Consider the following 23,599-nt stretch of genomic DNA (forward strand, 5'->3'; position numbering starts at 1 on the left):
ATGGGCCCTGTACGCTGGACACTCCTTATCGCCGGTCTTGCCGCCGCCGCCGTCTTCGCCGGAAGCCAGATATTCCGCGTACAGATTTCTGAAGCAATGTTCGAACGTGCGGTGAAGAAGAACATCGGCCGCAACACCGCTGCGAGCCTGGGCGACGGCCTGCACATTTATGTTTGCGGCGCTGGCTCTCCTTTTCCCGATCCGATGCGCGGCGGCCCGTGCCTTGCCATCGTGGCAGGCGAAGAGCACGTCATGATCGATGCCGGCTCCGGCGGCGTGCGTACACTCACCCGCATGGGCTATCCCGTCGGCAAACTGGACGCCGTCCTCCTGACGCATCTGCATTCCGATCACATGGACGGTCTCGGCGAGCTGCTGATGCAGGCCTGGGTCAATGGCGGACGCAAGGTCCCCATGCCCGTTCACGGCCCCGCCGGCGTCGAGGAAGTCGTCAGCGGCTTCAACGCCGCCTACCGCATCGATGGCACCTATCGCACCGGCCACCATGGCCCCGCCATCGCGCCGCCTGAAGGCCGCGGCGGCGCGCCTATCCCGATTGCCGTGCCCGCCGGCCCCGGCGGCCAGACGGTCGTCTACGATGCCGGTGGCCTGACGATCACCGCTTACAAGGTCAGCCATGCCCCGGTCGAGCCCGCGTTCGGCTACCGTGCGGACTTCAAAGGCCGCTCCGTCTCAATCAGCGGCGATTCGATCTATGATCCGAACCTCGTAGCCGCGTCCTCCGGCGCTGACCTGCTCTTCCACGACGCGCTGAACCCTGAAATGGTCGCCCATATGCGCGACGCCATGGCCGAGGCGGGCCGGGACGACCTTGCCAAGGTTCTCAACGATATCCTCGACTACCATGCGACGCCCGCCGATGCCGCCCGAGCGGCCCAGGATGCCGGGGTCTCGCGCCTCGTGCTTTACCATACCGTCCCGCCGCTGCCTTCACGTGCACTCAACGCCTTGTTCACCAAGGAGACAAAGGCTTTATTTGACGGTCCCATCGAGGTCGCCGAAGATGGCCTCATCTACTCGCTCCCGGCTGGCACCCAGGACATCACCGTTAAGAAAGCCTTCTGAATGACCGACCTGAAAATCGTCCCGCGCGATGCCGCCAAGAACGAGGCCTCTGACGGCCGCCGCCAGCGCAGTGAGCGCAGCCGCGCCCAGATCATCGAGGCGATGTTCAGCCTGATCCGCGAAGGTGAGATGAGCCCCAGCGCCGCCCGCGTCGCCGAGCGCGCCGAAGTCGGCCTGCGCACCGTCTTCCGCCATTTTGAGGACATGGACAGCCTCTATGTCGAGATGGCCGAGCGCATCAATGGCGAGGTCATGCCAAAAGTCCTCGCGCCGTTCGAGGCGCAGGAATGGCGCGAGCGCTTCTTCGAGCACGTCAACCGACGCATCGCGATCTATGAGCACATCCTGCCGGTTCGCGTTTCGGCGAACCTGCGGCGGTTCCAGTCACGTTTCCTGATGGAAGAATACCGCCGCAACCTGTTAATGGAGCGCTCCGCCCTCATGGCGCTGCTGCCGGAGGAGATCAGCCAAGATCCGGTCCTCTTCGCCGCCATCGAAACCTCCGCCAGTTTCCAGACTTGGCGCCGCCTGCGCCAGGATTCGGACCTCTCGCCCGAAGACGCCGGCATCGTCTTCCGTCTCGTGCTGGAACGCCTCATCGGATAATGAAACGCGTCCCGGTTCTGATGTCGGCCGCGCTTCTCGCTGCGTGCAGCCAGCCTGCGCCGCAACACTCGCTCCCCGATACATCGCCAGCGGATGTTTCGGCGCCTGCCTGCGGTTTCGATGAACAATTGCTGGGCCGTTTCATCACCGTGCCCGAAGGCCAGTTCCGAAAAGGCGCAGACGCCCTTTATCCAGAAGAAGCACCTGAGCTGTCGCTGCATGTCGCCGGCTTCGAGATGCTGGCCCACGAAGTCACCAATGCCGAGTTCGCCCGCTTCGTCGAGGCGACCGGTCATGTCACCACCGCCGAGCAAAGCGCCGCTGCGGGCGGCCCGGCCGCAGGCTCCGCCGTCTTCCGCATGCCGTCCGAGCGCGCATCCCCCGCAGATGGCTGGCAACTGGTCGCCGGCGCGACCTGGCGTGCGCCGGAAGGTCCGGGGTCGGACATCTCCAACCGCGCCCTGCAGCCGGTCGTGCATGTGTCGCTTGAGGATGCAGAGGCCTATGCCGCCTGGGCGGGCGCGCGCCTGCCGACCGAGGAGGAGTGGGAATACGCCGCGGCGCTCGGTTTGCCCGATCCCGGCGATGCCCAGTCCGGCGCCTATCATGCGTCCGGAAACCCCGTCGCCAACACCTGGCAGGGCTTCTTCCCGCTGATGGACCAGGCCGCAGACGGCTTCTCCGGCCGCGCCCCGGTGGGCTGCTTCGCGCCGAGTGGCATCGGTCTCTACGACATGATTGGCAATGTCTGGGAGTGGACGTCAACGCCCTTCCAGGCGGGCGCCAGCACGATCAAGGGCGGCTCTTATCTGTGTGCGGACAATTTCTGCCGCCGCTACCGTCCCGCAGCGCGCCAGCCACAGGAGGTCGATTTCTCGTCTAGCCATATCGGCTTCCGCATCGTGAGAGACGAGCTCCCGGCGGGTTCAGGCCCGCCGGAGTGACATGAGCAGCAAGAGGGTCAGAACAGGCACACTGACTAACGTAGCCCAGGCTTCCGGGGGATGATGGCCGCCGGCCAGGTGCGAGCCCTTGGGGCCCCACATGTTCCAGGTGTGCAGGGCCCGTTCAACGGTCAACAGGCCGAGCCCGAGCGGCACAAGTGTTCTGTAGCGCAAGGATATCGCGAGTAACATCAGTCCCCAGACGAACTGTGTTGTCCCCGCCCATGCAAACAGGCTGACGATCGTGCGTTCGGCGCCCGAGAGATCAAGCCCGCCAATCACACCCGCTCCGCCGTCGGGCAGTCCGATGTGCAGCAATGCCGGAATGATCGTCGCGGCGGCAATGACCGTGAGCCCCCAGGCGGCCGCCTTCATGCCGCGGTAGGATCCGTTGGTGGAGGCTGGCAACAAGGACATTACGGCCGCCGTCAGTTGGGCCACCAGACAATCTCATCCCCAGCCGTCAGCTGCTCTGCGCCGGTCTTGTCGATCGCCACCGGGATGTCCGATGTCGACGCATAAAGCGGTGCGCGGGCATTGGCGTGATGTCGCTCTAGCAGCGCTTGCAACTCCGCCAGCTTCTCCGGCTCGCTTGCGGCGAGGTTTGTAGATTCGGTCGGATCCTTGCCGAGGTCAAACAACCACGACTTTCCCTGCTTGCCGTCCACCTGCAGCTTCCAGTCACCCGCCCGCACCACGCGATAATAGCCGCTCTGCCAGAACAGCGCATCGTCGGGCCGCGCCAGTCCGCCCGTACCTTGCGCCAAAGGAAGGAGGCTGCGTCCGTCGATCTCCACACCTGTCGGCAGGTCTGCGCCCGCCGCTTCGGCCAGCGTCGGCGTCACGTCGATATGCGCCACCGGCGTGTCGATCACCGTGCCTGCCGGAATACGGGCCGGCCAGCTCACGAACATCGGTACACGGATGCCGCCTTCAAACAGCGAGAGCTTCCAGCCGCGATAAGGGTCGTTGATGCCCGCCAGATCAATGTAGCCCGGCCCGCCATTGTCGCTGGAAAACACGATGATCGTGTTCTCGGCCAGACCTTCTTCTTCAAGCTTCGCCACTATCTGGCCCACGCTGCGGTCGAGCGCCCGCAGCATTGCAGCGTAGACGCGTAGACGGTGCGATCCGATATCGCCGACCGCATCATAGTCTTCCTTGGTTGCCTGAAGCGGCGTGTGCACGCCCCAGTGTGCAAGGTAGAGGAAGAAGGGTTGGTGCTTGTTTGCCTCTATCACCTTCAGAGACTCTTCGGTCCAGTAATCGGCGAGGTATCCGCCCGGCGCAAACTTCGCGCCCCCATTGTACGAGGTCGAGAAATCGCCGCGTGCCCAGAGGAACTTGTCGATCGGATCGGAGTCCACCCTAGCATTCACCACTTCCGGATCATCTGCAGGCAGATGAAGCAGCCCTGTCATGTTGAGGCTCTCATCAAAGCCCTGTGCATTCGGATGGAACTCGCCCGAATTGCCGAGATGCCACTTGCCGATATGCGCCGTGTGATAGCCCTCATCCTTCAGCATTTCAGCAATGGTCACTTCCGAGCCAGGCAGCCCCTGGTCCTCGAAATCGGGAAGCGTGGCGGCCGCTTTCCGGTCAAAGCCTACCTTCGGCCGTCCCCGCGTGTCCTCATTGGCAAACATGGTCACGATCCGGCCCATGCCGTTCGGCGTCGGCGTAAACTCGAATCCGGTCCGCGTCGGATAACGCCCGGTCAGCAGCATCGCGCGCGAGGGCGCGCAGGTGCCGGTTCCGGAATAGGCGTTGGTGAAGTTCGCGCCCCGTGCGGCCAGCGCGTCGATGTTCGGCGTCGGCACGCGCCCGCCAGCGACACCGCCGCCAAAGGTCGAGAGGTCATTGATGCCGAGGTCGTCAACGAGAATGAAGATGATGTTCGGCGGCCGCTCGCCCGCCGGCAAGGTTGCCTGCGCCGGTCCTTGCTGCCAGGCAACCGGGGCATACTCGGCAATCGCCGGCCTGTCCGCGCGCGTCACGAGGAATAGAATGATCTCTTTCTTGAAACCCCAGGCCAGCGCGCCCGCGCAGGCGATGAAGGCCAATACGATCAGCAGGATCCGTTTCATTTGGCGCGCGCCCCCGTTCAGCCCTGCCGCATGAAGGCGATGATCGCCTCCGAGAACGCGGCAGGTTGGTCTTCCTGAAGGAAGTGTCCGCCATTTTTAATGGTGACACAATCGGCGCCAGGAATGCGCGCCTTGAAAATTGCGTCGCCGCCCTTGGTCACCGGGTCGTTGTCGCTGAAGGCAATCAGTGTGCGGCCCTGGAAGCCTTCCAGCACCGACCAGGCGCGGTCATTGGCGAGGCGCTGGTCCTTGTGCTGGGGCAGAAGAGGCACGAGCGCCGGAAACTTGCGCGCGCCCGCGATGAAGCTGTCATCCGGGAAGGGCGCAACATAGCCGTCGAGGATCCGCGGATCGGTTACGCCCGAAAGCAGTCCGAACACATCGCGCACCGAGAAGGAGGGCGATTCGCTCGCATACTTCACCCAGAAAAGGAACGCGCCCGGCCCGCCGGATTGGAACTGCTCGCGCACCATCGCGGCGTCCGGCACCGGCACAGCCGGATACATCTGGCCAAGGAAGGCCGACATCTCGTCCGAGATCATCGCCGTGCTCGGCAGGCCCGTATTCGCCACCACGATGCGCTTGAACCGGCCGATCTGGTCAGCTGCCACGCGCAGGCCAATCAGCCCGCCCCAGTCCTGGCACACCAGCGTCAGGCCATTGAGGTCCATCTTCGTCAGCCACTGGTTCAGCCAGCCGACGTGCCCGCTATAGCTATAGTCATCCATCTCGGCCAGCTTGTCCGAGCGGCCAAAGCCGATCAGGTCCGGCGCCAGAACGCGAAATCCCGCTTTCGTCAGTACCGGGATCATCTTGCGGTAGAGATAGCTCCACGAGGGCTGCCCGTGCAGGCAGAGGATTGGCTCGCCGTCCTTCGGGCCCTCGTCGAGATAATGCATCCGCATTGGCTCTCCGGTTGGCCCGGAAATCTCCAGATAATTCGGCGAAAATCCGTACTCGAACAGGTTGGCGAATTGCGTGTCAGGTGTTCTGAGTATCTTCAAAGGCCTTGTCCCCCGCGAGCAGTGTCTATAATATGGCACGAATAGTGCCAATAATGAGCCGGGTCAACCGGCATTCGTTGCGGCCCTGTCTCTTTCGCCGGCCCGGTTCATTCTCCCTTGATCGACAAGGCTCGAAACTGCCCGTAAATTACCGGTCTGGAAGCTTGGGAGGGCTCAACTTGAACAAGCGGCAGTTGACGATACTCGGCGTCCTGCAGTGGATTTTCTATCCTGTCGGCGCCCTGATGCTCCTGGCTTTTCTCGCCGACTTTTTCGGCGGCTACCGATACTGGACTGAGCAGGTATGGGGTTTCTTCAAAACTGCCGAAGACCCCTTCGCGATCATCGTCATCCTGTTCTTCTACGTCGTCCTGGTGGCGCTCGTCTGGCAATTCCTGCTGATTGAGTTTTCCCGAAAGCGCCAGCGGCGAAAACTTGGAACGCCGCTGATCGAACTCTATCCGCCCCGCTTCGCAACCCGCTTCATCCTCCCGTTCCTGGCACTGTTCTTCGCCGTGGGCCTGAACGCGGTCGTCTTTGTTCCGGGCGCGACCGATCTTGATAGTGCTGCCCTTGGACTGGATGCATTGCTGTATCTTCTCTTTTTCTATCTCGTTGCGCACTTCCTTCTCGTCGCCTTCACGCTCCGCGCCGTCCGGCAACTGCCCTTCTTCGTCGCGACCGACCTGGGCTTCATCTATGAACCGGGCGATGTATCGCCCGGCCTCATCAAGTGGAGCGAAATATCGGAAGGCGCCGAGGCGCCACTTCTCACGAGCGGCGCCGCGAACATCGGTGGCCCGCGAACGGCTCCCACGATCGTCGTGTCCCTGAAGGATCCGGATTCTGTATTCGTTGCCTACAACCCGATTTTGCGCGGCCTGAACAAGGTCGCCACGCGCGTCGTCAAATACCAGTCCGGCGGCATCGGCGATATCATTCTGGCGGCAGAGGATTTTGGCCAGCATTATGATGATGTCCGCACGCTCATCCGCAAGAAGCTCGGAGCGCGCTGGCGCAGTCAGCTCCCGGATTGATCAGGTCACCTTCGCCCGCGAATGGAATCGCGGCTGGTCCCAGCTCTTGCTGGCGAGGATGTCCGCCAGCGCGTCCATCGCATCCCACACGCCGGCATAGGTCAGGAACAGAGGCGAGAATCCGAAGCGCACCGTGTCCGGCGCCCGGAAGTCCGCCATTACGCCTCGCGCGGCCAGCGCCTGAACCACGGGATAGCCCTCGGCGATCCGCAGGCTGACATGCGCGCCGCGCCGCGCGTCCTCCGCCGGGCTTGGCACATCGAGGCCGATCGCCTTCGCCCGCGCTATCGCCAGCGCGCCAAGGGCCCGCGCCTTCGCCTGCAGCTGGGTAAGATCCACGCCCTCCAGGGCCTCCAGCGCCCCGGCCAGCGCCGCCAGCGACAGGATCGGCGGCGTGCCGCTCGCAAACCGTGCCGCGCCGTCCCTCGGCACATATTTCTCATCAAACGCAAACGGGGCCGCATGCCCCATCCAGCCGGGCAGGGGATTGGATAGCTTCCCCGATAGTGCATTAGATACGTACACGAACGATGGCGCGCCCGGCCCGCCGTTCAGGTATTTGTAAGTACATCCTGCCGCCAGGACCGCGCCGTCCGCGCCGACCTTCAGGTCCAGCACACCTGTCGCGTGGCTGAGATCCCAGATGATCCGCGTGCCATGCCGCTTCGCCTCGCGCTCATGCGCGGCCATGTCCGCTACCTCTGCCGAGCGATAGTTCACCGCGCTCTTGATCAGCACGCCGCCCGCCTTCAGCGCGTCAAACCCTCCGCCCGGCGCCAGTTGGCGCACTTGCGCGCCGCTGAGGCCGCCCAGCCCCGCCGCAATATACTGGTCGGTCGGAAACTCGTCCTCCTCGACGAAGAGGGCGTAGGTGCGGGCCTGCGGCAGCGCCGCCGCCGCCAGCTTGAAAAGGTTCACCGATACGCTGTCTGCGACGATCACTTCGCCCGGCTGCGCGCCGATCAGCGCCGCCAGCCGGTCGCCTGTCCGCTCGGCAAGGTCGATCCATCCGGCCGAGTTCCAGCTGCGCACCAGATCGCCCGCCCAGTCCGCCTGCGTCGCCGAGAGCCTCGCCCGGGCGCCTGCCGGTGGTGGCCCCAGCGAATGGCCGACGAGATAGGTCACGCCTGCCGGCAGGTCGAACAGGTCCGCCCGCTCCGCCAGGGGATCGGCCGCATCCTGCTCAAGCGCTTCGGCGCGGGAAATGGGGATTGGGATCATCAGACTGGCTTGCCTCGGCAGGTGAACTCGCGACAGTAGAGGCGAAGGCTTCGGCGGCAAGGGAGAGACGTGTGTGGAAATCTGTGGTCGCGGCATCGGCGCTGGCTATGCTCGCCGCCTGCACGCCTGCGCAGCAGGAGGCAGCCGTGCCGGAGCCGGCCGTGACTGAGCCCGCGAAGATCATGACCTGGGCAGACCTGGGCGCCCGTCCGCAACCGACGCCCTCCGTCGAGGTAAAGTGGGGTGAGGGCGACACCGATGTCGCCGACATCTGGCTGCCCGAGGGCCGGGGTCCTCATCCGGTCATCGTGATGGTGCATGGCGGCTGCTGGCAGAAATCCATCGCCGACCGCACGCTGATGAACCCTATGGCGGACGCCCTGCGCAATCAGGGCTGGGCCGTCTGGAACATTGAGTATCGCGGCGTTGACGAGCCCGGCGGCGGCTATCCCGGAACCTATCTCGATGTCGGCGCCGCTACCGATGAACTATTTGAACGCGCCGAGGCCTGGAACCTGGACCTCTCCCGCGTCACCGGCATCGGCCATTCCGCCGGGGGCCATCTCGTCCTGTGGCTCGCCGCCCGCGCGAAGCTTCCTGAGAGCAGTCCTCTTCGCGTCTCCAACCCGCTCCGCTTCCGGGGCGTTGTCGTCTCCGGCGGCCTGGCCGACCTTGAAGCCTCCCGCCCGGTCACTTCGCCTACCTGCCTTGATGCCGTCTACGACCAGTTGACCGGTCCGCCGTCGCCGGAGCGGCCTGACCCGCTGTCCGACACCTCGCCCGCCCGGTTGCTGCCCATCGGCGTGCCCTTCATCAGCGTCAATGGTAGCGAGGACCGGATCGCCCCGCCGCTCCTTGGCGAGGCGCTGACCCGCAAGGCCGAAGCGGCCGGCGACCGCGCCAGCCTGATCGTCGTGTCCGCCACCGGCCATGTCGAACTCGTCACCCCGGGTACCGCTGCGTTCGGCGCCGAAGCCGAAGCGCTGGCCAGCTTCGTGAAGTAAGGCTAAACGGCGCGGACACTGGAAGGGAGCGCCATGGACAGGCCCGCGCGCAACAGGGTTCGCGACCAGCTGCTGAGCCGGCTGGCAGGTCCGCGCGTCCTCCTCATGGGCATCCTCAACGTGACGCCGGACAGTTTCTCCGACGGCGGCCGTTTCGACCGCTTGGACGCCGCGCTGGCCCAAGGTGCGCAGATGAAGGCCGCTGGCGCAGACATTCTCGATATCGGCGGAGAGTCCACCCGCCCCGGCGCGCTGGAAGTGGACGCGGTGGAGGAGTGGAAGCGCGTCTCCGGCCCCATCGCCATGCTCGCCGCCGAAGGCGCCCTGCCGGTCTCCATCGACACCTACAAGGCCGAGGTCGCCCAAAAAGCGGCCGAGGCCGGCGCCGTGATGATCAACGACGTCTGGGGCCTGACGCGCGATCCCGCAATTGGCGCCGTGGTCGCCGAAACCGGCGCACTCGCCGTCATCACCTACCATCGCGGCACCGCTGACCCGGCCCTCGACCTGCGCACCGACATGGCCGCCTTCGCCGCCGAAGCTTTCGCCCGGGCCGCCAGGGCAGGCATCCCCCGCGAACACATCCTGTTTGATCCCGGCGTCGGTTTCGGCAAGACCTATGAGCAGAACCTGCAGGCCCTCGCGCATCTCGACGTGCTGGTGGAGACCGGCCGGCCGGTGCTGGTCGGCGTCTCGCGGAAATCCTTCATCGGCAAGCTGACCGGCCGCCCGATCGGCGAGCGGCTGGCGGGCACACTGGCGGCAGGACTTGATTCAGTGCACAGGGGCGCGCGGGTGCTGCGCGTGCATGACGTGGCCGAACACCGCGACGCCTTGGACATGATGACAGCCATCAGGGAGCCACAATGACTGACCGGGTTTTCGTTTCAAACCTCTGTGTGCACGGCTTCCACGGCCTGCACAGCGCCGAAAAGAATCTGGGCCAGAAATTCTTCATCGACATTGATTGCGAACTCGCGGGCTCTGCAACAGCCACTGACAAGATGGCCGATACCGTCGACTATGGCGCACTTTGCGACCTCGTGATGGAGCTGTCGGCCGAGACCGTTTTCAACCTGATCGAAACCTTCGCCGAGCGCATTGCTGAGGCGATCCTCTCGACCCAGCCGCTGGTGCAGCGTGTCACGATTACGGTGCGCAAGCCGTCTGCGCCGATCCGCTATTTCCTCGATCATGTCGGCGTCAGCGTGACGCGCGGGCGCGCTTGACCGCAGCCTGCCTCGGCCTCGGCACCAACCTGGGTGACCGCGCCGCGCAGCTGGCCGAGGCGCTTATTCGGCTGGACGCTGTGGACGGCATCCATCTTGTCGCCGTCTCGCCGGTCTACCGAACCGCGCCCTGGGGCGTGGAGGAGCAGCCGGATTTCCTGAACCTCTGCGTGCGGATCGATACGGGGTTATCGCCGCCGGCACTGCTCGCCGCCTGCAAGGCTGTGGAGGCCGCGATGGGCCGTCAGGTCCGCGAGCGCTGGGGGCCGCGCGAGATCGACGTGGACATCCTGCTGATGGCCGGCGCCGAGCTGGAGACGCCGGCGCTGACCTTGCCGCATCCGCGCATGCTGCAACGCCGTTTCGTCCTCGCCCCCCTGGCAGACCTTGTGCCGGACTGGATCGTAGGCGGGCGCACGGTCGCCGAGCATGCGGTGGAGCTGGGCGCTGACGATCTGTGTGAATGGGATGAGCCGGAATCAGCCCGCGTGCAGGCCTTGCTCAGCGCGCTTTGAGGCTAGCGAGCAATTCCTGCGCAAAGAGTGTGAGCGTATCGTCCCGCGCGCCCATCACGAGGATGCGGTCGCCGGGCTTTGCCAGTTCCAGAAGCCGCGCGCCGCAGGCTGCCCTGTCGCCCAGGGCTTCGGCGCTGCGGCCCAGCGCGCGTATATCGGCGGCCAGATCTACGCTGCCGACTGAGCGGTCTACCGTACCACCAAAATAGGCGGGCTCCGGCATCAGAAGGATATCCTCCGTATCCAGATTATCCGCGAAGCATTCAGAAAACTCGGACCTCATCTTCTTGAGCGGGCCGAAGCCATGCGGCTGGAACATCACCAGCACGCGGCCTGGAAACTGGTTCACCGTGCGCAAGGTGGCGGCAATCTTATCGGGGTTGTGACCGAAGTCGTCGATCACGGTCACGCCGTTCGCGGTGCCTATGATGTCAAAGCGCCGCGCAATCCCGGAAAATTCGTCGAGCGCCCGGGCCGCCTCCACGAGCGTCACGCCGCACGTCGTCACGGCCGCGATGGCAGCCAGCGCGTTCGACACATTGTGGCGCCCGGGCGTCTTCAGGCGAATGGCGGCGGTCTCGCCCGACTTCCGGTCGTGTACGGAGAAGGCGATGGAGGTCGGCCCCGGCACGATGGAGCCTGCGCTCAGCTGCGCCGCCGGATTGTCGAGACTGTAGGTGATCGCGGCGGGAAAGCCGGCCGCGAGCCGCGACGTTTCGGCGTTGTCGAGGTTCAGCACCACATCTTTCGCGCGGCCCGCAAAGCCGCCGAACAGGGCGCGAAGCTCGTCCATCGTCTTGTGGTCGAGCGCGATGTTCATCAGCACGGCAACGCGAGGATTGTAGGCGGCGATGGAGCCGTCGCTCTCGTCGACTTCGGAGACGAAGAGGCCGCTGGTTCCAACGAGAGAGCTGGAGAAAAGCGCCTCGGGCGTGCGGAAGTTTTTCATCACCGCGCCGTTCATTACGGTCGGGCTCTTGCCCGCATGGTGCAGAATCCAGGCGATCATTCCTGTCACGGTCGACTTGCCGCTCGTCCCGGCGACGCCAATCGCAAACGGCGCCGCATTGAACAAGGCCGACAGCATGTCCGCCCGGCTCATCCGCTTGGCGCCCGCGCGGATCGCGGCGGCGATGTCCGGCACAGTATCTTCCACGGCGGCAGAGGCGACGACGACCTGCTCCGGGTTCGTCACGCCGCTGCCGTCCTGCGGATAAAGCCGGATGCCGCGCGCGCGCAGATAATCAAACTTCGCGGGCGTCCGCCCCTGATCCAGAGACCGGTCCGACCCCTCGATCACATGCCCCTGATCCAGCAGGATCAACGCCAGCGGCAACATCCCGGAGCCGCCGATACCGCAGAAGAAAAAGCGATTCTTTTTGGTCATGGCGTGCCTTCTATATCAACGGATTGATCGGCACCATCACCGAGGTCCGGTGTCCTGCGGAGATGTAATGTGGAAATCTCTATGCCGGATCAGCCGGATCAAGCCGCCGGAACTGAAGCGCTCATTCCGCTTGCCGTACGGTCTCGTCAGCCGGAGGGCGCATCAGCGCGTTGTTTCTCGTGAACAGGTGAACAATCAGGCCGGCCAATGCAGCGATCTTCCGACTGCCCCCGTTGGTCAGATCAAAGACCAGGCGCGCCAAACCGTGCCCATACCGGCCGGTGCGCATGCAATAGTCGAAGGAGTAGGTTAGCGCGATCAGCAGGGACATCAGCAGAAGCCCGTCGGGAAGCGGACTCAGGAAGGGCAACCCGTCGCGCGGCCAAACCAGGATGATGGCGTTTCCGACCCCGAATGCAAACAGTGAGCGCCGACCCATCGTCATCAGCCAGTTCGGCGCGCGGGCGCTTACGTTTGAGACGAGCAGCAGAATCAACAGCGCGATGCAGATGAGTCCGAAGAAAAAGACATAAGCAGGATGGTTGAGGTTACGAAGATCCATGCTGACGAGGCGTATCCAGTCAACGGGATAGGCGGGGATCGAGAAGGCAAAGGCAAGCCCCACTGCGAACAACGCCATCATTGGTATCTGTGAGCGGATGAGCTGCAGGCCGGGGCGCGGGCTGTCCGCGCTGCGCCGTAGGCCGAACCCGAGCCAATAGCCGGCAAGAAGCAGGACAAAACTGTGAAGTATCGACGGTCCTGCGGCATACGGAGCTGCGCCTGCGCCGATTAAGAGATCGAGCAGTCTCTGAAAGACTGGCTGGCCGTAAAACTCTGGCGGCGCTGGAACCATTTTCAAGGGAATGAAGGCCATGTGAACGGCGAGGGCCGCGGCAAAGAGCGTCCAGAATCCCACTCTCTTAATCGCAAAGAGGATAGGCGGGACCAGCAGAAACATGACGCCGTAGAAGATCAGGATCTGCGAATAGGGCATGGCGCCGACCAGGGCGAGGGATCCGAGCGCATACAGCCAGCCCGACGGGATTGTCAGCCAGAAGGCGAGGACGCTGAGCGCGTACAAGGCATAGCATTGCAGGGATTTCGTCAGGAAGTCCTGGAACGCTTCGGTTTGGTCAGCCTGCGCTGTACGCGGAGCATACAGGAGAGGAATCATCACGCCAAACAGGATCATCAGCATCGGGGTCGCGGTCCGAACTACAAACTGCAGCTCTGGAACAACGTGAAAACTGACTTGATAGAAGCAGTGCATCAAGAGAGCGAGGAAGATTGCGCCTGACCTTGCCAGATCAAGCGCCTTTATCGAAATGTTCGATCTTTTCGCCGCTCCGGCTTCAGTCCCGGTGCCCGGCGTCTTCGCCAGCGTAGCGAGCTGGCGTATCGGCGTGTTCTCCCAGCCGTTTGGCACGTAACCGAGGTGCTTCTCGAGAGCGAGGACCATCTGAACATAGTTGAGCGAATCGCCGCCCAGTTCGGTAAAGCTGCACCGGGTGTCCAGATCCTCTTGACCGAGAACCATCGTTATTTCTGCGACAAGCGAGGATGGCCTGGACAACGACGTGTCACGACGGAAAGTCCGTATTGTCGCATAGTCAGTCTTCCCGGATGCCAGCCGCGGAATCTCCTCAACTTCAACAACCGAAATCAGATAGGCAGGAATATCCAGGTCCTGCGCCAGTGAACTGCGGATTGTATCTGCAGATCCCTTTTTTGATGTTGCAACAACTAGCCCTGTATCATCTCCCGAAACGGCCGCCTGGATGCCGGCATCAGACAAACGCCGTTCGATATCGTCAAAGCCAATCCTCAATCCAAACAACTTGGCAAAGCGGCTGGTACGGCCGACAATTCGGAAATATCCCCGGTCGTTGCAAACGGCGATGTCGCCTGTCCAGACTTCATCTGTAGTTTGAGGTTTCAACAGATCTTCGCGGGAGGTTGCATAACCCAGCATGACGTTTGGGCCCCGGTAGACCAGCTCGCCGGCGCCTTCGGGTAGGCCTGCAGAATCGCCAATCGGCTCTAGCCGCAACACGCCGCCGGGAATGGCAATCCCTATGCAGTCCGGAAAAGTCGCAGCATCAATGGGGGGCAGGTAGGCTATTCTGGGGGCGGCCTCTGTCTGCCCGTACATGACATAGAAGCGTTTTCCGGACCGCTCCGCCCACTGAGCAAAACGTCTTACGAGGTCCGGCGACAGTTTGCCGCCAGCCTGTGTCAGGTATCTGAGACTGGGATAGTCGCGATCAAGGAAGCCGCCCAGCTCGAGCATCTGATAGGTATGCGGCACACCGGCAATGCTGCTTACGCGGTCACGCTCGACGCGTTCCCAGAAACGCGCATCGGTTACCGAATGCTCGCTGAGCACAATGGTATGACCCATCAGCAGATGGGAATGCAAAATCGACAGGCCGTAAGAATAGTACGCCGGCAAGGACATAATCGCGCGTTCGCCGGGCTGCAGTTCGAGGTAGGATGCAATCGCGCAGGCATTGCTCAGCAGGTTCTGATGCGACAGGCGCACATATTTCTGGCTTCCGGTCGATCCGGACGTCGAAAGCAGTACGGCGAGATCCGGCGCCATGTCGATCGGGCCGGCGTCAAAGTCGGTCAGTGCCCACTTCTCGCCGGTGCTTGCAAAGCCAAAGTTTGGCCTGAGGGCCAACCGGACGGAGGTGTCAGCATCCCCGCCTGCTGTCGGGATGACCACATGCCCTGCGCGGAGTGCACCAATATAGAACAGTATCGCCTCGAGTTGGTTCGGCATCTCAACTGAGATCAGCGCGCGCGCGAGGGTTACAGACCGCACCGCTGCGTCGGCACGCTCTGCAAGTTCGGCATAGGAAAGGCTTGAACCGTCCTCGCAGATCAACGCAGTCGAGTTTCCAAACCGTTCGATCTGCTCGAAAAGGCGCCGCGGCGCGGCAGCGTCAGGCGCAGGAACTTGCGCCTTGGAAACTCTGGGTTGCTCTTGCATGGTGGTAACCCGTTAAGGAAGCTGAACGAGTTGCAAGAAATGGGACAGTTTACCGACGGTGCCGCCTGAGCTGCAGGTATGCAGCGAGCGGTCGTCCTGAGCCAGGCAATGGCGCTGCGATAAGTATGGTTTATGCTGAGGGGGACTGAGCTTCGGTCTGACGCGGGGAGATCAAGTTGAAAAAGAAAACAACACGCATCGGAATTGTCGGGCCGGGGCGGGCGATTGACCGGGGGCTGGCGGAGCGGGTGACTGCGCTGGCGGGCGACAAGGCGGAGCTGGTGTTTCATCCGCAATGCTTCCTGCGGGAGGGGCATTTTGCGGGGCCGGACAGCGCGCGGGCGGCGGCGTTTGCCGAGTACGCGAATGATTCCTCGCTGGATGCGATCTGGTTTGCGCGGGGCGGGTATGGGGCGTGCCGGATTCTGGACCTGGCCTTTGAAAACCTCGGCGATGCGGCGCGGCGGAAGACGTATCTCGGCTATAGCGATGCGGGCAGCCTGCTGGCGCGGCTGGCGCGGGACGGGATCGGCCAGGTGGCGCATGGGCCCATGCCGGCGGACATATTGCGCGAGGGCGGCGAGGCGGCAGTGCGGCGGGCGCTGGGTTTCCTGACGGGTACGGACGATGGCGCAGGGATCGATGCTGCGGCGCAGGCGCCTGGCAAGTATGCCGCGTTCAACATTTCGGTGTTCGCGAGCCTGATCGGCACCGGCTGGCTGCCGGACCTCAGCGGGCATGTGCTGATGCTTGAGGATGTGGGCGAGTATCATTACCGGCTCGACCGGATGATGTTCACGATCACGTCGAACCCGGAGGTGCGCAAGGTCGCCGGCATCCGGCTCGGACGCTGCGGGGCGATTCCGGTGAACGATATCGACTTCGGCAGGGGCGAGGAAGAGATCGTGCGGGATTGGTGCGCGCGGGGCGGGATTGCGTATCTCGGGCGCGCGGATATCGGGCACGATGTGGAGAACAAGATTGTGATGTTCGGGGAGCGGGGTCTGGGAGCCTGAAATGAAAAGGCGGGCCGCGCTGAGCGGGCCCGCCTTTTGTTTGCGTACGGTGTATCCGGTCAGAGGTTCTTGACGATATCCTCGACCATTTTCTTGGCGTCTGCGAGCAGCATCATGGTGTTGTCGTGGAAGAAGAGTTCGTTCTCGATGCCGGCATAGCCTGAGCCCATCGACCGCTTGATGAAGAGCACCGTGCGGGCGTTCTCCACGTCGAGGATGGGCATGCCGTAGATCGGCGAGGTCTTGTCGGTCTTTGCGGCCGGGTTCGTCACGTCGTTGGCGCCGATAACGAAGGCAACGTCTGAGGCGGAGAATTCGGAGTTGATGTCTTCCAGCTCGAACACTTCGTCGTAAGGCACCTGCGCTTCGGCCAGGAGGACGTTCATGTGGCCCGGCATCCGGCCCGCGACGGGGTGGATGGCGTATTTCACTTCGACGCCTTCGGCCTTCAGCTTCTCAGCCATCTCTTTCAGCGCGTGCTGGGCCTGGGCAACGGCCATGCCGTAGCCGGGGACGATGATGACCTTGGAGGCGTTTTTCATAATGAAGGCAGCGTCTTCGGCAGAACCCTTCTTGTACGGACGATCCACCTTCACGCCGCCGGCAGCCGCTGCGGCATCCTCGCCGCCGAAGCCGCCGAGGATGACCGAGATGAAAGAGCGGTTCATGCCCTTGCACATGATGTAGGACAGGATCGCGCCGGACGAGCCGACGAGGGCGCCGGTGATGATCAGCGCGAAGTTGCCGAGCGTGAAGCCGAGGGCGGCCGCGGCCCAGCCGGAATAGGAGTTCAGCATCGAGACGACGACCGGCATGTCGGCGCCGCCGATGGGGATGATCAGCGTGATGCCGAGGATGAGCGCCAGGACCGTCAGGCCCCAGAAGGCCCATTGGGCTTCGCCGCCGCTCATGATGAGGATGACGGTGAGCGCGATAATGCCGAAGCCGAGGCCAAGGTTCAGCAAATGGCGGGCAGGCAGCAGGATCGGGGCGCCGCTCATGTTGCCGTTGAGCTTCGCGAAGGCGATGATCGAGCCTGTGAAGGTGAGCGCGCCAATGGCGGAGCCGAGGCCGAGTTCGATCAGCGAGGCGGCCTTGATGCCGGTTATGCCCATGATGCCGAAACTGTCCGGCGCATAAAGCGCGGCGGCGGCGACCAGCACGGCGGCGAGGCCCACCAGCGAGTGGAAGGCGGCGACAAGCTGCGGCATGTCTGTCATGGCGATGCGGCGGGCGGTGACCGCGCCGATGGTGCCGCCGATGGCGACGGCGCCGATCATCAGTGCCCAGGTCGTCGCATCAAGCTGGTTCCAGAGCAGGACGATGGTGGTGGCGACGGCGATCGTCATGCCGATCATGCCGTTGCGGTTGCCCTTCTGGCTCGTTGCGGGGCTGGAGAGGCCGCGCAGCGCGAGAATAAAAAGTACGCCCGCGACGAGGTAGAGCAAGGGCGCCCAGGTGGATTGAAACTGTTCCACGGGTCAGGTCCCTTTTTTCTTGTACATGGCCAGCATCCGCTGGGTGACGAGGAAGCCGCCGAAGATGTTGACACTGGCGAGCATCACGGCGACCGCACCGAGGATCTTGGCGATCCAGCCTTCCTGCGTGAGGCCGTGGGCAGCGGCGGCCACGAGGGCGCCGACAACAATCACCGAGGAGATGGCGTTGGTGACGGCCATCAGGGGCGTGTGCAGCGCAGGCGTGACCGACCAGACGACATAATAGCCGACGAAGCAGGCGAGCGCGAAGATGGCGGCAAGGAAGACCGTGGAGTCGATGCCGCCCGCTTCAGCATGGGCGGGCAGGGCGAGCGCCGCGAGGGCGAGGACGGAAAGGGCGCGTTTCATTTACTTGAGCCTCTCACTGACGGTGGCGCCATTGCGGGTCAGCAGCATGGCTTTGACGATCTCGTCGTCCGTATCGAGATTGAGCTTGCCGCCCTCGCCGGTGATCAGCGGCAGGAACGACAGGAGGTTTTTCGCGAAGAGCGAAGAGGAGTCCGCCGGCAGGCGCGCAGGCAGGTTCGAGAAACCAGCGACCTTGACGCCGTTCACGTCGACAATCTCGTCAGCCTTCGAGAGCGGGCAGTTGCCCCCCTGGCTGACGGCCATATCGACGATGACCGAGCCGGGCTTCATCGATTTGACCATCTCCTCGGTGATCAGCACCGGTGCGGCGCGGCCCGGGATGAGTGCGGTGGTGATGACGATGTCCTGCTTGGCGATGTGGCTGGCGGTGAGCGCGGCCTGCTTCGCTTGGTAGTCCGCCGACATTTCCTTCGCATAGCCGGCGGAGGTTTCGGCGGCCTTGAACTCGTCATCTTCGACCGCGATGAACTTGGCGCCGAGGGAGGCGACTTGTTCCTTGGCGGCAGGGCGCACGTCGTTGGCCGTGACGACCGCGCCGAGGCGGCGCGCCGTGGCGATGGCCTGGAGGCCTGCGACGCCGGCGCCCATCACGAACACCTTGGCCGGAGCGACCGTTCCGGCGGCTGTCATCATCATCGGCATGGCGCGGCCATAGATCTGCGCGCCTTCGATGACGGCCCGGTAGCCGGCGAGGTTGGACTGGGAGGAGAGCGCGTCCATCGACTGGGCGCGCGTGATTCGCGGCGTGAACTCCATCGAGAGGCCGGCGATCTTGCGCGCGTTCAGCGCCGCGACTTCCTCGGCCGGATAGGCGAAGGGCTCCATCAACGCGATCAGGGCCGAGCCTTCCGGCAGGGCTGCGATTTCGGAGGGCTCCGGACGGCGGACCTTGAACACGATGTCAGCCCCTGCGGCAGCGGCCGGGCCGGCGGCGATGGACGCCCCGGCTTCGGTGAAGGCGCTGTCCGGGAAACCGGCGACGGTGCCCGCGCCGGATTCGAGGGTCACCGTGTGGCCAAGGCCCACGAGCTTCTTGACTGTCTCCGGAGTTGCCGCCACGCGGGTCTCGCCGGGTCGCCGTTCTTTGAGCACTGATATCTTCATGGCGCCTTGAATTAGGTTAAACGTTGCGCTGCGCAACTGTTATTTTGGAGGTTTGAGGCATGAGCTTGTTTAGTCTGGCTAACAGGACAGCATTGGTTACCGGCGCGTCAAGCGGGCTGGGGCGTCATTTCGCGCACGTACTCTCACAGGCCGGGGCGACCGTCGTGATCGCAGCGCGCCGGATGGATAAGCTGGAGGAGGTGGCATCAGAGATCGAAGCCAAGGGGGGCAAGGCCCTGGCGGTCGAGATGGACGTCACTGACGATGGCAGCATCGTGGCGGCCTTCGATTCGATCCGGGAAGCCCTCGGGCGGCCGTGCGACGTTGTAATCAACAATTCGGGCATGTCGCGGGAAGGCTGGTACCGCGAACAGAGCGAGGAAGATTGGAACGCGGTGATCGATACCAATCTCACCGGTGTCTGGCGCGTGGGCAAACATGCGACGAACGCGTTGATTGAAGCCAAGGCGAAAGGGTCGATCGTCAACATCGCCTCGATCACGGCGCACCGGACGCAATACATGACAACGGCCTATTGCGTCTCGAAGGCGGGGGTGGACCACCTGACGCGGCACATGGCACTGGAGAGTGCGCGCTACGGCATTCGCGTAAACGCGATCTCGCCGGGCTATTACAAGACGGCGATCAATGACGCGTATCTCGAGTCCGAGGCGGGCGAGGCGATGCGCAAGCGGATCGCGTTCCGGCGCTTCGGCGAATACCGCGAACTCGACGGCGCGCTGCTGCTGCTATCGTCAGAGGCGGGGAGCTACATGACGGGCTCGACGATTGTTGTGGATGGCGGACATTTGCTATCGCCGATCTGATGTCGCGCAGAACGTGACACCTCCCCCGCTGATGCGGGGAGATGACAGAAGGCTACTCCGGTTTCGGTTTGCGGATGACTTTGCGCATCAGGCCTTCCTGGGCGACTGAGGCGACAAGGTTGCCGGCCGCGTCGAAGACTTTCCCCCGGTTGAAGCTGCGGCCACCGCCGGCATAGGGGCTGTCCATCGAGTAGAGGTGCCAGTTGTCGAACTTCAGGGGCGCGTGGAACCACATGGCGTGGTCGAGGCTGGCCGACATCAACTCGCCGGTCATCCAGGAGACGCCGTGCGGGCGGTTGCCGGTGCCGAGGAGGGCCATGTCGGAGGCATAGGCGAGGAGGCAGTGGTGCAGCCACGGCGCCTCGTCGATGGGCCGGGCGACACGGAACCAGAGGTCGTGCTGGTCGCTGGCGATGGCGGGCCGCGTCGGGTGGAGCGGGGCGATTTCGCGCATCTCGATGGGGCGGGGGCGCAGGAAGTGGCCGCGGTGGCGTTCGGGCAGCTTCTCGGCAAAGCGCTTGCGCCATTCGGTGCGGTCTTCGACCTCCTCGGGGCCGATCACTTCCGGCATGGCGTGCTGGTGGTGCCACGCCTCCTCGGCCACGTGGAAGCTGGCGGCCAGGTTGAAGATCTGCTTGCCGTGCTGGATGGCAACGACGCGCCGCGTCGTGAAGCTGCCGCCGTCGCGGGAGTGGTCGACCTGGTAGATGATCGGCACTTTCGGGTCGCCCGGCCGGATGAAATAGCCGTGGAGCGAGTGGCAGGTGCGGTCGTCCGGGACCGTGCGGTAGGCGGCGACAAGCGCCTGCGCAATGACCTGGCCGCCGAAGACGCGCTGGCTCTCCTCCTCATCCGGGCTCTGGCCCCGAAAGAGGTCCAGTTCGAGGCGCTCTATGTCGAGCAGCGTCAGCAGGTCGCCTACGGGATCGGTCGCCATTGCGCGGCTCCTTTTTTTTGTTGTGCGGCGCAGCACTAAGGCGTCACGCCGGGGAAGGCAATCGGCCGATCACGCCGGTTTTCTTTGACAAGGCGGGCAAAACGTCTTTGTCATGAAGCACCCAATTTCCAGATTTTCAACGACGCCCTAAGGCCGGAGGCCCCGACCATGAACCCTATTGGCATTCTCGCGCGCGAGTTCCGTTTCTTTCAGGATGCACAGCTGCTGAAGAAATGGACGGGGGATATCTCGCCGGACTCGGACTTCCTGGTGGCGGACGATTTCGAGCGGGCGGTCGACGCGCACAGGGCCAATGTGGCCTTCCGCTTTGAAGGCCGCTCGATGACCTATGGTGAGTTCGACGCGCTGGCGAGCCGGTTTGCGAACTGGGCTGTTGCGCAGGGCCTGAAGGCGGGCGACTGTATCGCGCTGTTCATGGAGAACCGGCCGGAATACGTGGCGGCCTGGGCGGGTTTTGCGAAGGCCGGACTCGTCACGGCATTGATCAATCACAACCTTGAAGGCGAAGCGCTTGCGCACTGCGTGAACATCGCGGATGCAAAGCTGCTTGTTACCGGGGCGGACCAGGACGCGGCGGTGCTCGGGGCGCTGGGCCTGATCCAGGGCAAGCCGGCGGTCTGGTCGCTGGGCGGCAAGGCGGGCGCTGACCTCACCGGCGCGCTGGAGGCATTTTCAGACAAGCGGCCAGACCGTTCGCTACGGGCAGGTCTGCTCGGCAAGGACCTTTGCCTCTATGTCTACACGTCCGGCACGACGGGCTTGCCGAAGGCGGCGCGGCTGACCCACGCGCGCACGCAGGGCATGATGCGCAGCTTTATCGCGCCGTGCCGCATCACGCCGAAGGACAAGGTGTACATTACGCTGCCGCTGTATCACGGCACGGGCGGATTGTGCGGCATCGGGCAGGCTCTGATGACCGGGGCGACAGCGATCGTGCGGCGGAAATTCTCGGCGAGCGCGTTCTGGGATGAGGCGACTGCGGAAGGCGCGACCAGCATCGTGTATATCGGCGAGCTGTGCCGTTACCTGCTGAACTCGCCGCCCCATCCGAAGGAGCGGGCGCACCGTATACGGACGGGTTTCGGAAACGGCCTTCGCCCGGAAGTGTGGCAGGCTTTCCTCGACCGCTTCAACATTCCGCACCTGTGCGAGTTCTACGGCTCGACCGAGGGCAATGTCAGCTTCCTGAACTTTGACGGCAAGGTTGGCGCGGTCGGGCGCATTCCGGGCTGGCTCAAATCACAGTTTGCCAACATCGCGTTCGTGAAGTTCGACATCGAGACGGAGCAGCCGGTGCGCGGGCCGGACGGGTTGTGCGTGAAGGCCGACGTGGACGAGGCGGGCGAGGCGCTGGGGCTGATCGGCGACGACGTGCGCCAGAGGTTCGAGGGTTATAACGACCAGAAGGCGACCGAGAAAAAGCTGCTGCGCGATGTGTTCACGAAGGGTGACCTCTGGTTTCGCACCGGCGACCTCTTAAGGAAGGACAAGGACGGCTACATCTATTTCGTCGACCGGATCGGCGACACGTATCGCTGGAAAGGCGAGAATGTGTCGACCAACGAAGTGGGTGAGGCGCTGTCGCGCGTGTCCGGCATCAAGACGGCAAACGTGTATGGCGTGGCCATTCCGGGAACGGACGGCAAGGCCGGTATGGCGGCGATCACGACCGAGGGTGACGTGGATTTCGCGGCACTCTACGGATCGCTGGCTTCGATGCTGCCGAGCTATGCAGTGCCGATCTTCATCCGTGTGCAGCCGGAAGCAGAGACGACGGGCACGTTCAAGTACCGCAAGGTGGAGCTGGTGGCGGACGGGTTCGATCCGGAAAAGGTGGACGAGCCGCTGTGGATGTTTGATCCGGAAGAAGCGGCTTATGTGCCGATGACCCAGGGCCGGTATGACCGGCTGGTGTCGGGGGGCTTCAAGTTCTAGGGGGAGTGGCGACCCCGGCAGGATTTGAACCTGCGACCACTCGCTTAGAAGGCGAGCGCTCTATCCAGCTGAGCTACGGAGTCTTGACGGCCAAGTAGCGCGGGGCGCTTCAGTGTGTCCACGGCTGTTTGCGCGCGGCGGAGAAGTTTTCCGAATAGGATTTGACGAGGCGCTTGCGCTCTTTCGTCTCTTCGACCGTGAACTTCAGGCCTTCGCGTTCGGCATAGGCGATGGCCTGGTCGCGGGTTTCGAAGTGAAGGCGGACCTGGCCGGACATGTCGTCGATCCCGGTCCAGCCCATGAGCGGATCCACGCGGCGCCGGGCGGCCGGATTGACGAACTCGAGGACCCAGTCCTTCGTGTTGCCGCGCCCTGATTGCATTGCGCTTTTTGCCGGTTTGTAGATCCGCGCTTCCATCGTTCTGCCGCTCTTTGACCCGTCTTTGAAACTTTGGTCGGAGCGAGAGGATTCGAACCTCCGACCCTCTGGTCCCAAACCAGATGCGCTACCAGACTGCGCTACGCTCCGGAGTCCCGGTGTAATGAGATGGAGAGTGGGCGCAAGCGCTTTTCACTGCGGCAGAAACGGAATGCGGCGCCGCCCACCCAGGCAGCGCCGCCAGACACAGGGTCATCCCGAAACGTTCGCCCCTTACGAACGAATGGTTTCCGCGTGCGTCCCGTCCGGCAGGTAATCTTGCTTGTAATCTATCGTCTTGACAAATTGGGCCACCGAGGGCGTCAGTTTGGGCCAAATTTAAATGCCGTTTGCT

General features: G+C 63.6%; 22 protein-coding genes and 2 tRNA genes. 11 read left to right on the top strand and 13 right to left on the bottom strand.

Annotated elements, in window-relative coordinates; all coding sequences use genetic code 11:
* From Q0C17_RS03515 to Q0C17_RS03525, 3 genes are read left to right on the top strand one after another with little or no spacing between them, the layout of a single operon-like run.
* Nucleotides 1–1,086: an MBL fold metallo-hydrolase gene (locus tag Q0C17_RS03515; RefSeq protein WP_291201385.1), complete on the top strand. Its 1,086-nt coding sequence runs from the start codon at nucleotides 1–3 to the stop codon at nucleotides 1,084–1,086.
* Complete coding sequence (locus Q0C17_RS03520) at nucleotides 1,087–1,692, top strand: TetR/AcrR family transcriptional regulator (RefSeq protein WP_291201388.1); 606 nt, start codon at nucleotides 1,087–1,089, stop codon at nucleotides 1,690–1,692.
* Nucleotides 1,692–2,636, top strand: a complete 945-nt coding sequence (locus Q0C17_RS03525) for an SUMF1/EgtB/PvdO family nonheme iron enzyme (protein WP_291201391.1) — start codon at nucleotides 1,692–1,694, stop codon at nucleotides 2,634–2,636. Before Q0C17_RS03520 ends, Q0C17_RS03525 begins: the two co-directional genes overlap by 1 nt.
* On the opposite strand, the gene Q0C17_RS03530 is transcribed toward Q0C17_RS03525, so the two are convergent.
* The 3 genes from Q0C17_RS03530 to Q0C17_RS03540 are packed head-to-tail and all read right to left on the bottom strand — an operon-like array spanning nucleotide 2,619 to nucleotide 5,727.
* Nucleotides 2,619–3,077: a hypothetical protein gene (locus tag Q0C17_RS03530; protein WP_291201395.1), complete on the bottom strand. Its 459-nt coding sequence runs from the start codon at nucleotides 3,075–3,077 to the stop codon at nucleotides 2,619–2,621. The genes Q0C17_RS03525 and Q0C17_RS03530 overlap by 18 nt on opposite strands.
* Nucleotides 3,065–4,723 carry a sulfatase gene (locus Q0C17_RS03535; RefSeq protein ID WP_291201398.1) on the bottom strand — a complete coding sequence of 553 codons (1,659 nt, stop codon included), beginning with the start codon at nucleotides 4,721–4,723 and terminating at the stop codon, nucleotides 3,065–3,067. The genes Q0C17_RS03530 and Q0C17_RS03535 overlap by 13 nt, the downstream gene beginning before the upstream one ends.
* Before the next feature lie 17 nt (nucleotides 4,724–4,740).
* On the bottom strand, nucleotides 4,741–5,727 hold the full coding sequence (locus Q0C17_RS03540; RefSeq protein WP_291201401.1) for a haloalkane dehalogenase: 987 nt from the start codon (nucleotides 5,725–5,727) through the stop codon (nucleotides 4,741–4,743).
* A 5-nt stretch (nucleotides 5,728–5,732) separates the two neighbouring features.
* On the opposite strand from Q0C17_RS03540, the gene Q0C17_RS03545 reads away from it, so the two are divergent.
* A complete protein-coding gene (locus Q0C17_RS03545; RefSeq protein WP_291201404.1) occupies nucleotides 5,733–6,764 on the top strand; it encodes a hypothetical protein in 1,032 nt (343 codons plus the stop codon).
* Here the strand turns inward: Q0C17_RS03545 and Q0C17_RS03550 are convergent, their stop codons facing one another.
* Nucleotides 6,765–7,985, bottom strand: coding sequence for an aminotransferase class V-fold PLP-dependent enzyme (locus Q0C17_RS03550; RefSeq protein WP_291201407.1), 1,221 nt, complete (start codon nucleotides 7,983–7,985; stop codon nucleotides 6,765–6,767).
* Nucleotides 7,986–8,056: 71 nt separating this feature from the next.
* Here Q0C17_RS03550 and Q0C17_RS03555 point away from each other — a divergent pair, with 71 nt between their 5' ends.
* The 4 genes from Q0C17_RS03555 to folK are packed head-to-tail and all read left to right on the top strand — an operon-like array spanning nucleotide 8,057 to nucleotide 10,733.
* Nucleotides 8,057–8,989, top strand: coding sequence for an alpha/beta hydrolase (locus tag Q0C17_RS03555; protein ID WP_291201410.1), 933 nt, complete (start codon nucleotides 8,057–8,059; stop codon nucleotides 8,987–8,989).
* A 33-nt stretch (nucleotides 8,990–9,022) separates the two neighbouring features.
* Entirely contained in the window at nucleotides 9,023–9,859 is an 837-nt protein-coding gene (gene folP, locus Q0C17_RS03560; RefSeq protein ID WP_291201413.1) for a dihydropteroate synthase, read from the top strand.
* Nucleotides 9,856–10,218 carry a dihydroneopterin aldolase gene (folB, locus tag Q0C17_RS03565; protein WP_291201416.1) on the top strand — a complete coding sequence of 121 codons (363 nt, stop codon included), beginning with the start codon at nucleotides 9,856–9,858 and terminating at the stop codon, nucleotides 10,216–10,218. Before folP ends, folB begins: the two co-directional genes overlap by 4 nt.
* The gene (gene folK, locus Q0C17_RS03570) at nucleotides 10,215–10,733 is read left to right on the top strand and encodes a 2-amino-4-hydroxy-6-hydroxymethyldihydropteridine diphosphokinase (protein WP_291201419.1); all 519 of its coding nucleotides are present in this window, start codon (nucleotides 10,215–10,217) and stop codon (nucleotides 10,731–10,733) included. Before folB ends, folK begins: the two co-directional genes overlap by 4 nt.
* Here folK and Q0C17_RS03575 read toward each other — a convergent pair.
* Nucleotides 10,720–12,120 carry a Mur ligase family protein gene (locus Q0C17_RS03575; protein ID WP_291201422.1) on the bottom strand — a complete coding sequence of 467 codons (1,401 nt, stop codon included), beginning with the start codon at nucleotides 12,118–12,120 and terminating at the stop codon, nucleotides 10,720–10,722. The genes folK and Q0C17_RS03575 overlap by 14 nt on opposite strands.
* Nucleotides 12,121–12,241: 121 nt before the next feature.
* Nucleotides 12,242–15,118, bottom strand: coding sequence for an AMP-binding protein (locus tag Q0C17_RS03580; protein WP_291201425.1), 2,877 nt, complete (start codon nucleotides 15,116–15,118; stop codon nucleotides 12,242–12,244).
* Nucleotides 15,119–15,294: 176 nt separating this feature from the next.
* Between Q0C17_RS03580 and Q0C17_RS03585 the strand changes: the two genes are divergently transcribed.
* On the top strand, nucleotides 15,295–16,134 hold the full coding sequence (locus Q0C17_RS03585; protein WP_291201428.1) for an LD-carboxypeptidase: 840 nt from the start codon (nucleotides 15,295–15,297) through the stop codon (nucleotides 16,132–16,134).
* Between the two features lie 59 nt (nucleotides 16,135–16,193).
* Here Q0C17_RS03585 and Q0C17_RS03590 read toward each other — a convergent pair whose 3' ends face one another.
* From Q0C17_RS03590 to Q0C17_RS03600, 3 genes are read right to left on the bottom strand one after another with little or no spacing between them, the layout of a single operon-like run.
* Nucleotides 16,194–17,612, bottom strand: a complete 1,419-nt coding sequence (locus Q0C17_RS03590) for an NAD(P)(+) transhydrogenase (Re/Si-specific) subunit beta (protein ID WP_291201431.1) — start codon at nucleotides 17,610–17,612, stop codon at nucleotides 16,194–16,196.
* A gap of 3 nt (nucleotides 17,613–17,615) precedes the next feature.
* Nucleotides 17,616–17,981 (bottom strand): proton-translocating transhydrogenase family protein, encoded by a 366-nt coding sequence (locus tag Q0C17_RS03595; protein WP_291201434.1) that lies wholly within the window; start codon nucleotides 17,979–17,981, stop codon nucleotides 17,616–17,618.
* Nucleotides 17,982–19,106 carry a Re/Si-specific NAD(P)(+) transhydrogenase subunit alpha gene (locus tag Q0C17_RS03600; RefSeq protein WP_366914755.1) on the bottom strand — a complete coding sequence of 375 codons (1,125 nt, stop codon included), beginning with the start codon at nucleotides 19,104–19,106 and terminating at the stop codon, nucleotides 17,982–17,984. It lies immediately after the preceding gene.
* Between the two features lie 59 nt (nucleotides 19,107–19,165).
* Here Q0C17_RS03600 and Q0C17_RS03605 point away from each other — a divergent pair, with 59 nt between their 5' ends.
* Nucleotides 19,166–19,933, top strand: coding sequence for an SDR family oxidoreductase (locus Q0C17_RS03605; RefSeq protein ID WP_291201440.1), 768 nt, complete (start codon nucleotides 19,166–19,168; stop codon nucleotides 19,931–19,933).
* A 52-nt stretch (nucleotides 19,934–19,985) separates the two neighbouring features.
* On the opposite strand, the gene Q0C17_RS03610 is transcribed toward Q0C17_RS03605, so the two are convergent.
* A complete protein-coding gene (locus tag Q0C17_RS03610; protein WP_291201443.1) occupies nucleotides 19,986–20,870 on the bottom strand; it encodes an acyl-CoA thioesterase II in 885 nt (294 codons plus the stop codon).
* A 168-nt stretch (nucleotides 20,871–21,038) separates the two neighbouring features.
* Between Q0C17_RS03610 and Q0C17_RS03615 the strand changes: the two genes are divergently transcribed.
* Entirely contained in the window at nucleotides 21,039–22,826 is a 1,788-nt protein-coding gene (locus tag Q0C17_RS03615; RefSeq protein ID WP_291201446.1) for a long-chain-acyl-CoA synthetase, read from the top strand.
* 6 nt (nucleotides 22,827–22,832) lie between these two features.
* Here Q0C17_RS03615 and Q0C17_RS03620 read toward each other — a convergent pair.
* The 3 genes from Q0C17_RS03620 to Q0C17_RS03630 form a co-directional block, all read right to left on the bottom strand.
* Nucleotides 22,833–22,909, bottom strand: a tRNA-Arg gene (locus Q0C17_RS03620).
* Nucleotides 22,910–22,935: 26 nt separating this feature from the next.
* On the bottom strand, nucleotides 22,936–23,244 hold the full coding sequence (locus Q0C17_RS03625) for an ETC complex I subunit (protein WP_291201449.1): 309 nt from the start codon (nucleotides 23,242–23,244) through the stop codon (nucleotides 22,936–22,938).
* Between the two features lie 34 nt (nucleotides 23,245–23,278).
* Nucleotides 23,279–23,355: transfer RNA gene (locus Q0C17_RS03630), tRNA-Pro, on the bottom strand.
* Between the last annotated feature and the right edge of the window lie 244 nt (nucleotides 23,356–23,599).

Source organism: Hyphomonas sp. (assembly GCF_022844445.1).
In the GTDB taxonomy this organism is placed as follows: domain Bacteria; phylum Pseudomonadota; class Alphaproteobacteria; order Caulobacterales; family Hyphomonadaceae; genus Hyphomonas.

Bases quoted from the DNA above. Each gene is read 5' to 3' on its own strand.
- Q0C17_RS03595 (WP_291201434.1), bottom strand. From the start codon at position 17,981: ATGAAACGCGCCCTTTCCGTCCTCGCCCTCGCGGCGCTCGCCCTGCCC.
- Q0C17_RS03550 (WP_291201407.1), bottom strand. From the start codon at position 7,985: ATGATCCCAATCCCCATTTCCCGCGCCGAAGCGCTTGAGCAGGATGCG.
- Q0C17_RS03625 (WP_291201449.1), bottom strand. From the start codon at position 23,244: ATGGAAGCGCGGATCTACAAACCGGCAAAAAGCGCAATGCAATCAGGG.
- Q0C17_RS03520 (WP_291201388.1), top strand. From the start codon at position 1,087: ATGACCGACCTGAAAATCGTCCCGCGCGATGCCGCCAAGAACGAGGCC.
- Q0C17_RS03515 (WP_291201385.1), top strand. From the start codon at position 1: ATGGGCCCTGTACGCTGGACACTCCTTATCGCCGGTCTTGCCGCCGCC.
- Q0C17_RS03605 (WP_291201440.1), top strand. From the start codon at position 19,166: ATGAGCTTGTTTAGTCTGGCTAACAGGACAGCATTGGTTACCGGCGCG.
- Q0C17_RS03575 (WP_291201422.1), bottom strand. From the start codon at position 12,120: ATGACCAAAAAGAATCGCTTTTTCTTCTGCGGTATCGGCGGCTCCGGG.
- Q0C17_RS03615 (WP_291201446.1), top strand. From the start codon at position 21,039: ATGAACCCTATTGGCATTCTCGCGCGCGAGTTCCGTTTCTTTCAGGAT.
- Q0C17_RS03610 (WP_291201443.1), bottom strand. From the start codon at position 20,870: ATGGCGACCGATCCCGTAGGCGACCTGCTGACGCTGCTCGACATAGAG.
- Q0C17_RS03525 (WP_291201391.1), top strand. From the start codon at position 1,692: ATGAAACGCGTCCCGGTTCTGATGTCGGCCGCGCTTCTCGCTGCGTGC.
- folB (WP_291201416.1), top strand. From the start codon at position 9,856: ATGACTGACCGGGTTTTCGTTTCAAACCTCTGTGTGCACGGCTTCCAC.
- folP (WP_291201413.1), top strand. From the start codon at position 9,023: ATGGACAGGCCCGCGCGCAACAGGGTTCGCGACCAGCTGCTGAGCCGG.
- Q0C17_RS03600 (WP_366914755.1), bottom strand. From the start codon at position 19,106: ATGAAGATATCAGTGCTCAAAGAACGGCGACCCGGCGAGACCCGCGTG.
- Q0C17_RS03535 (WP_291201398.1), bottom strand. From the start codon at position 4,723: ATGAAACGGATCCTGCTGATCGTATTGGCCTTCATCGCCTGCGCGGGC.
- Q0C17_RS03580 (WP_291201425.1), bottom strand. From the start codon at position 15,118: ATGCAAGAGCAACCCAGAGTTTCCAAGGCGCAAGTTCCTGCGCCTGAC.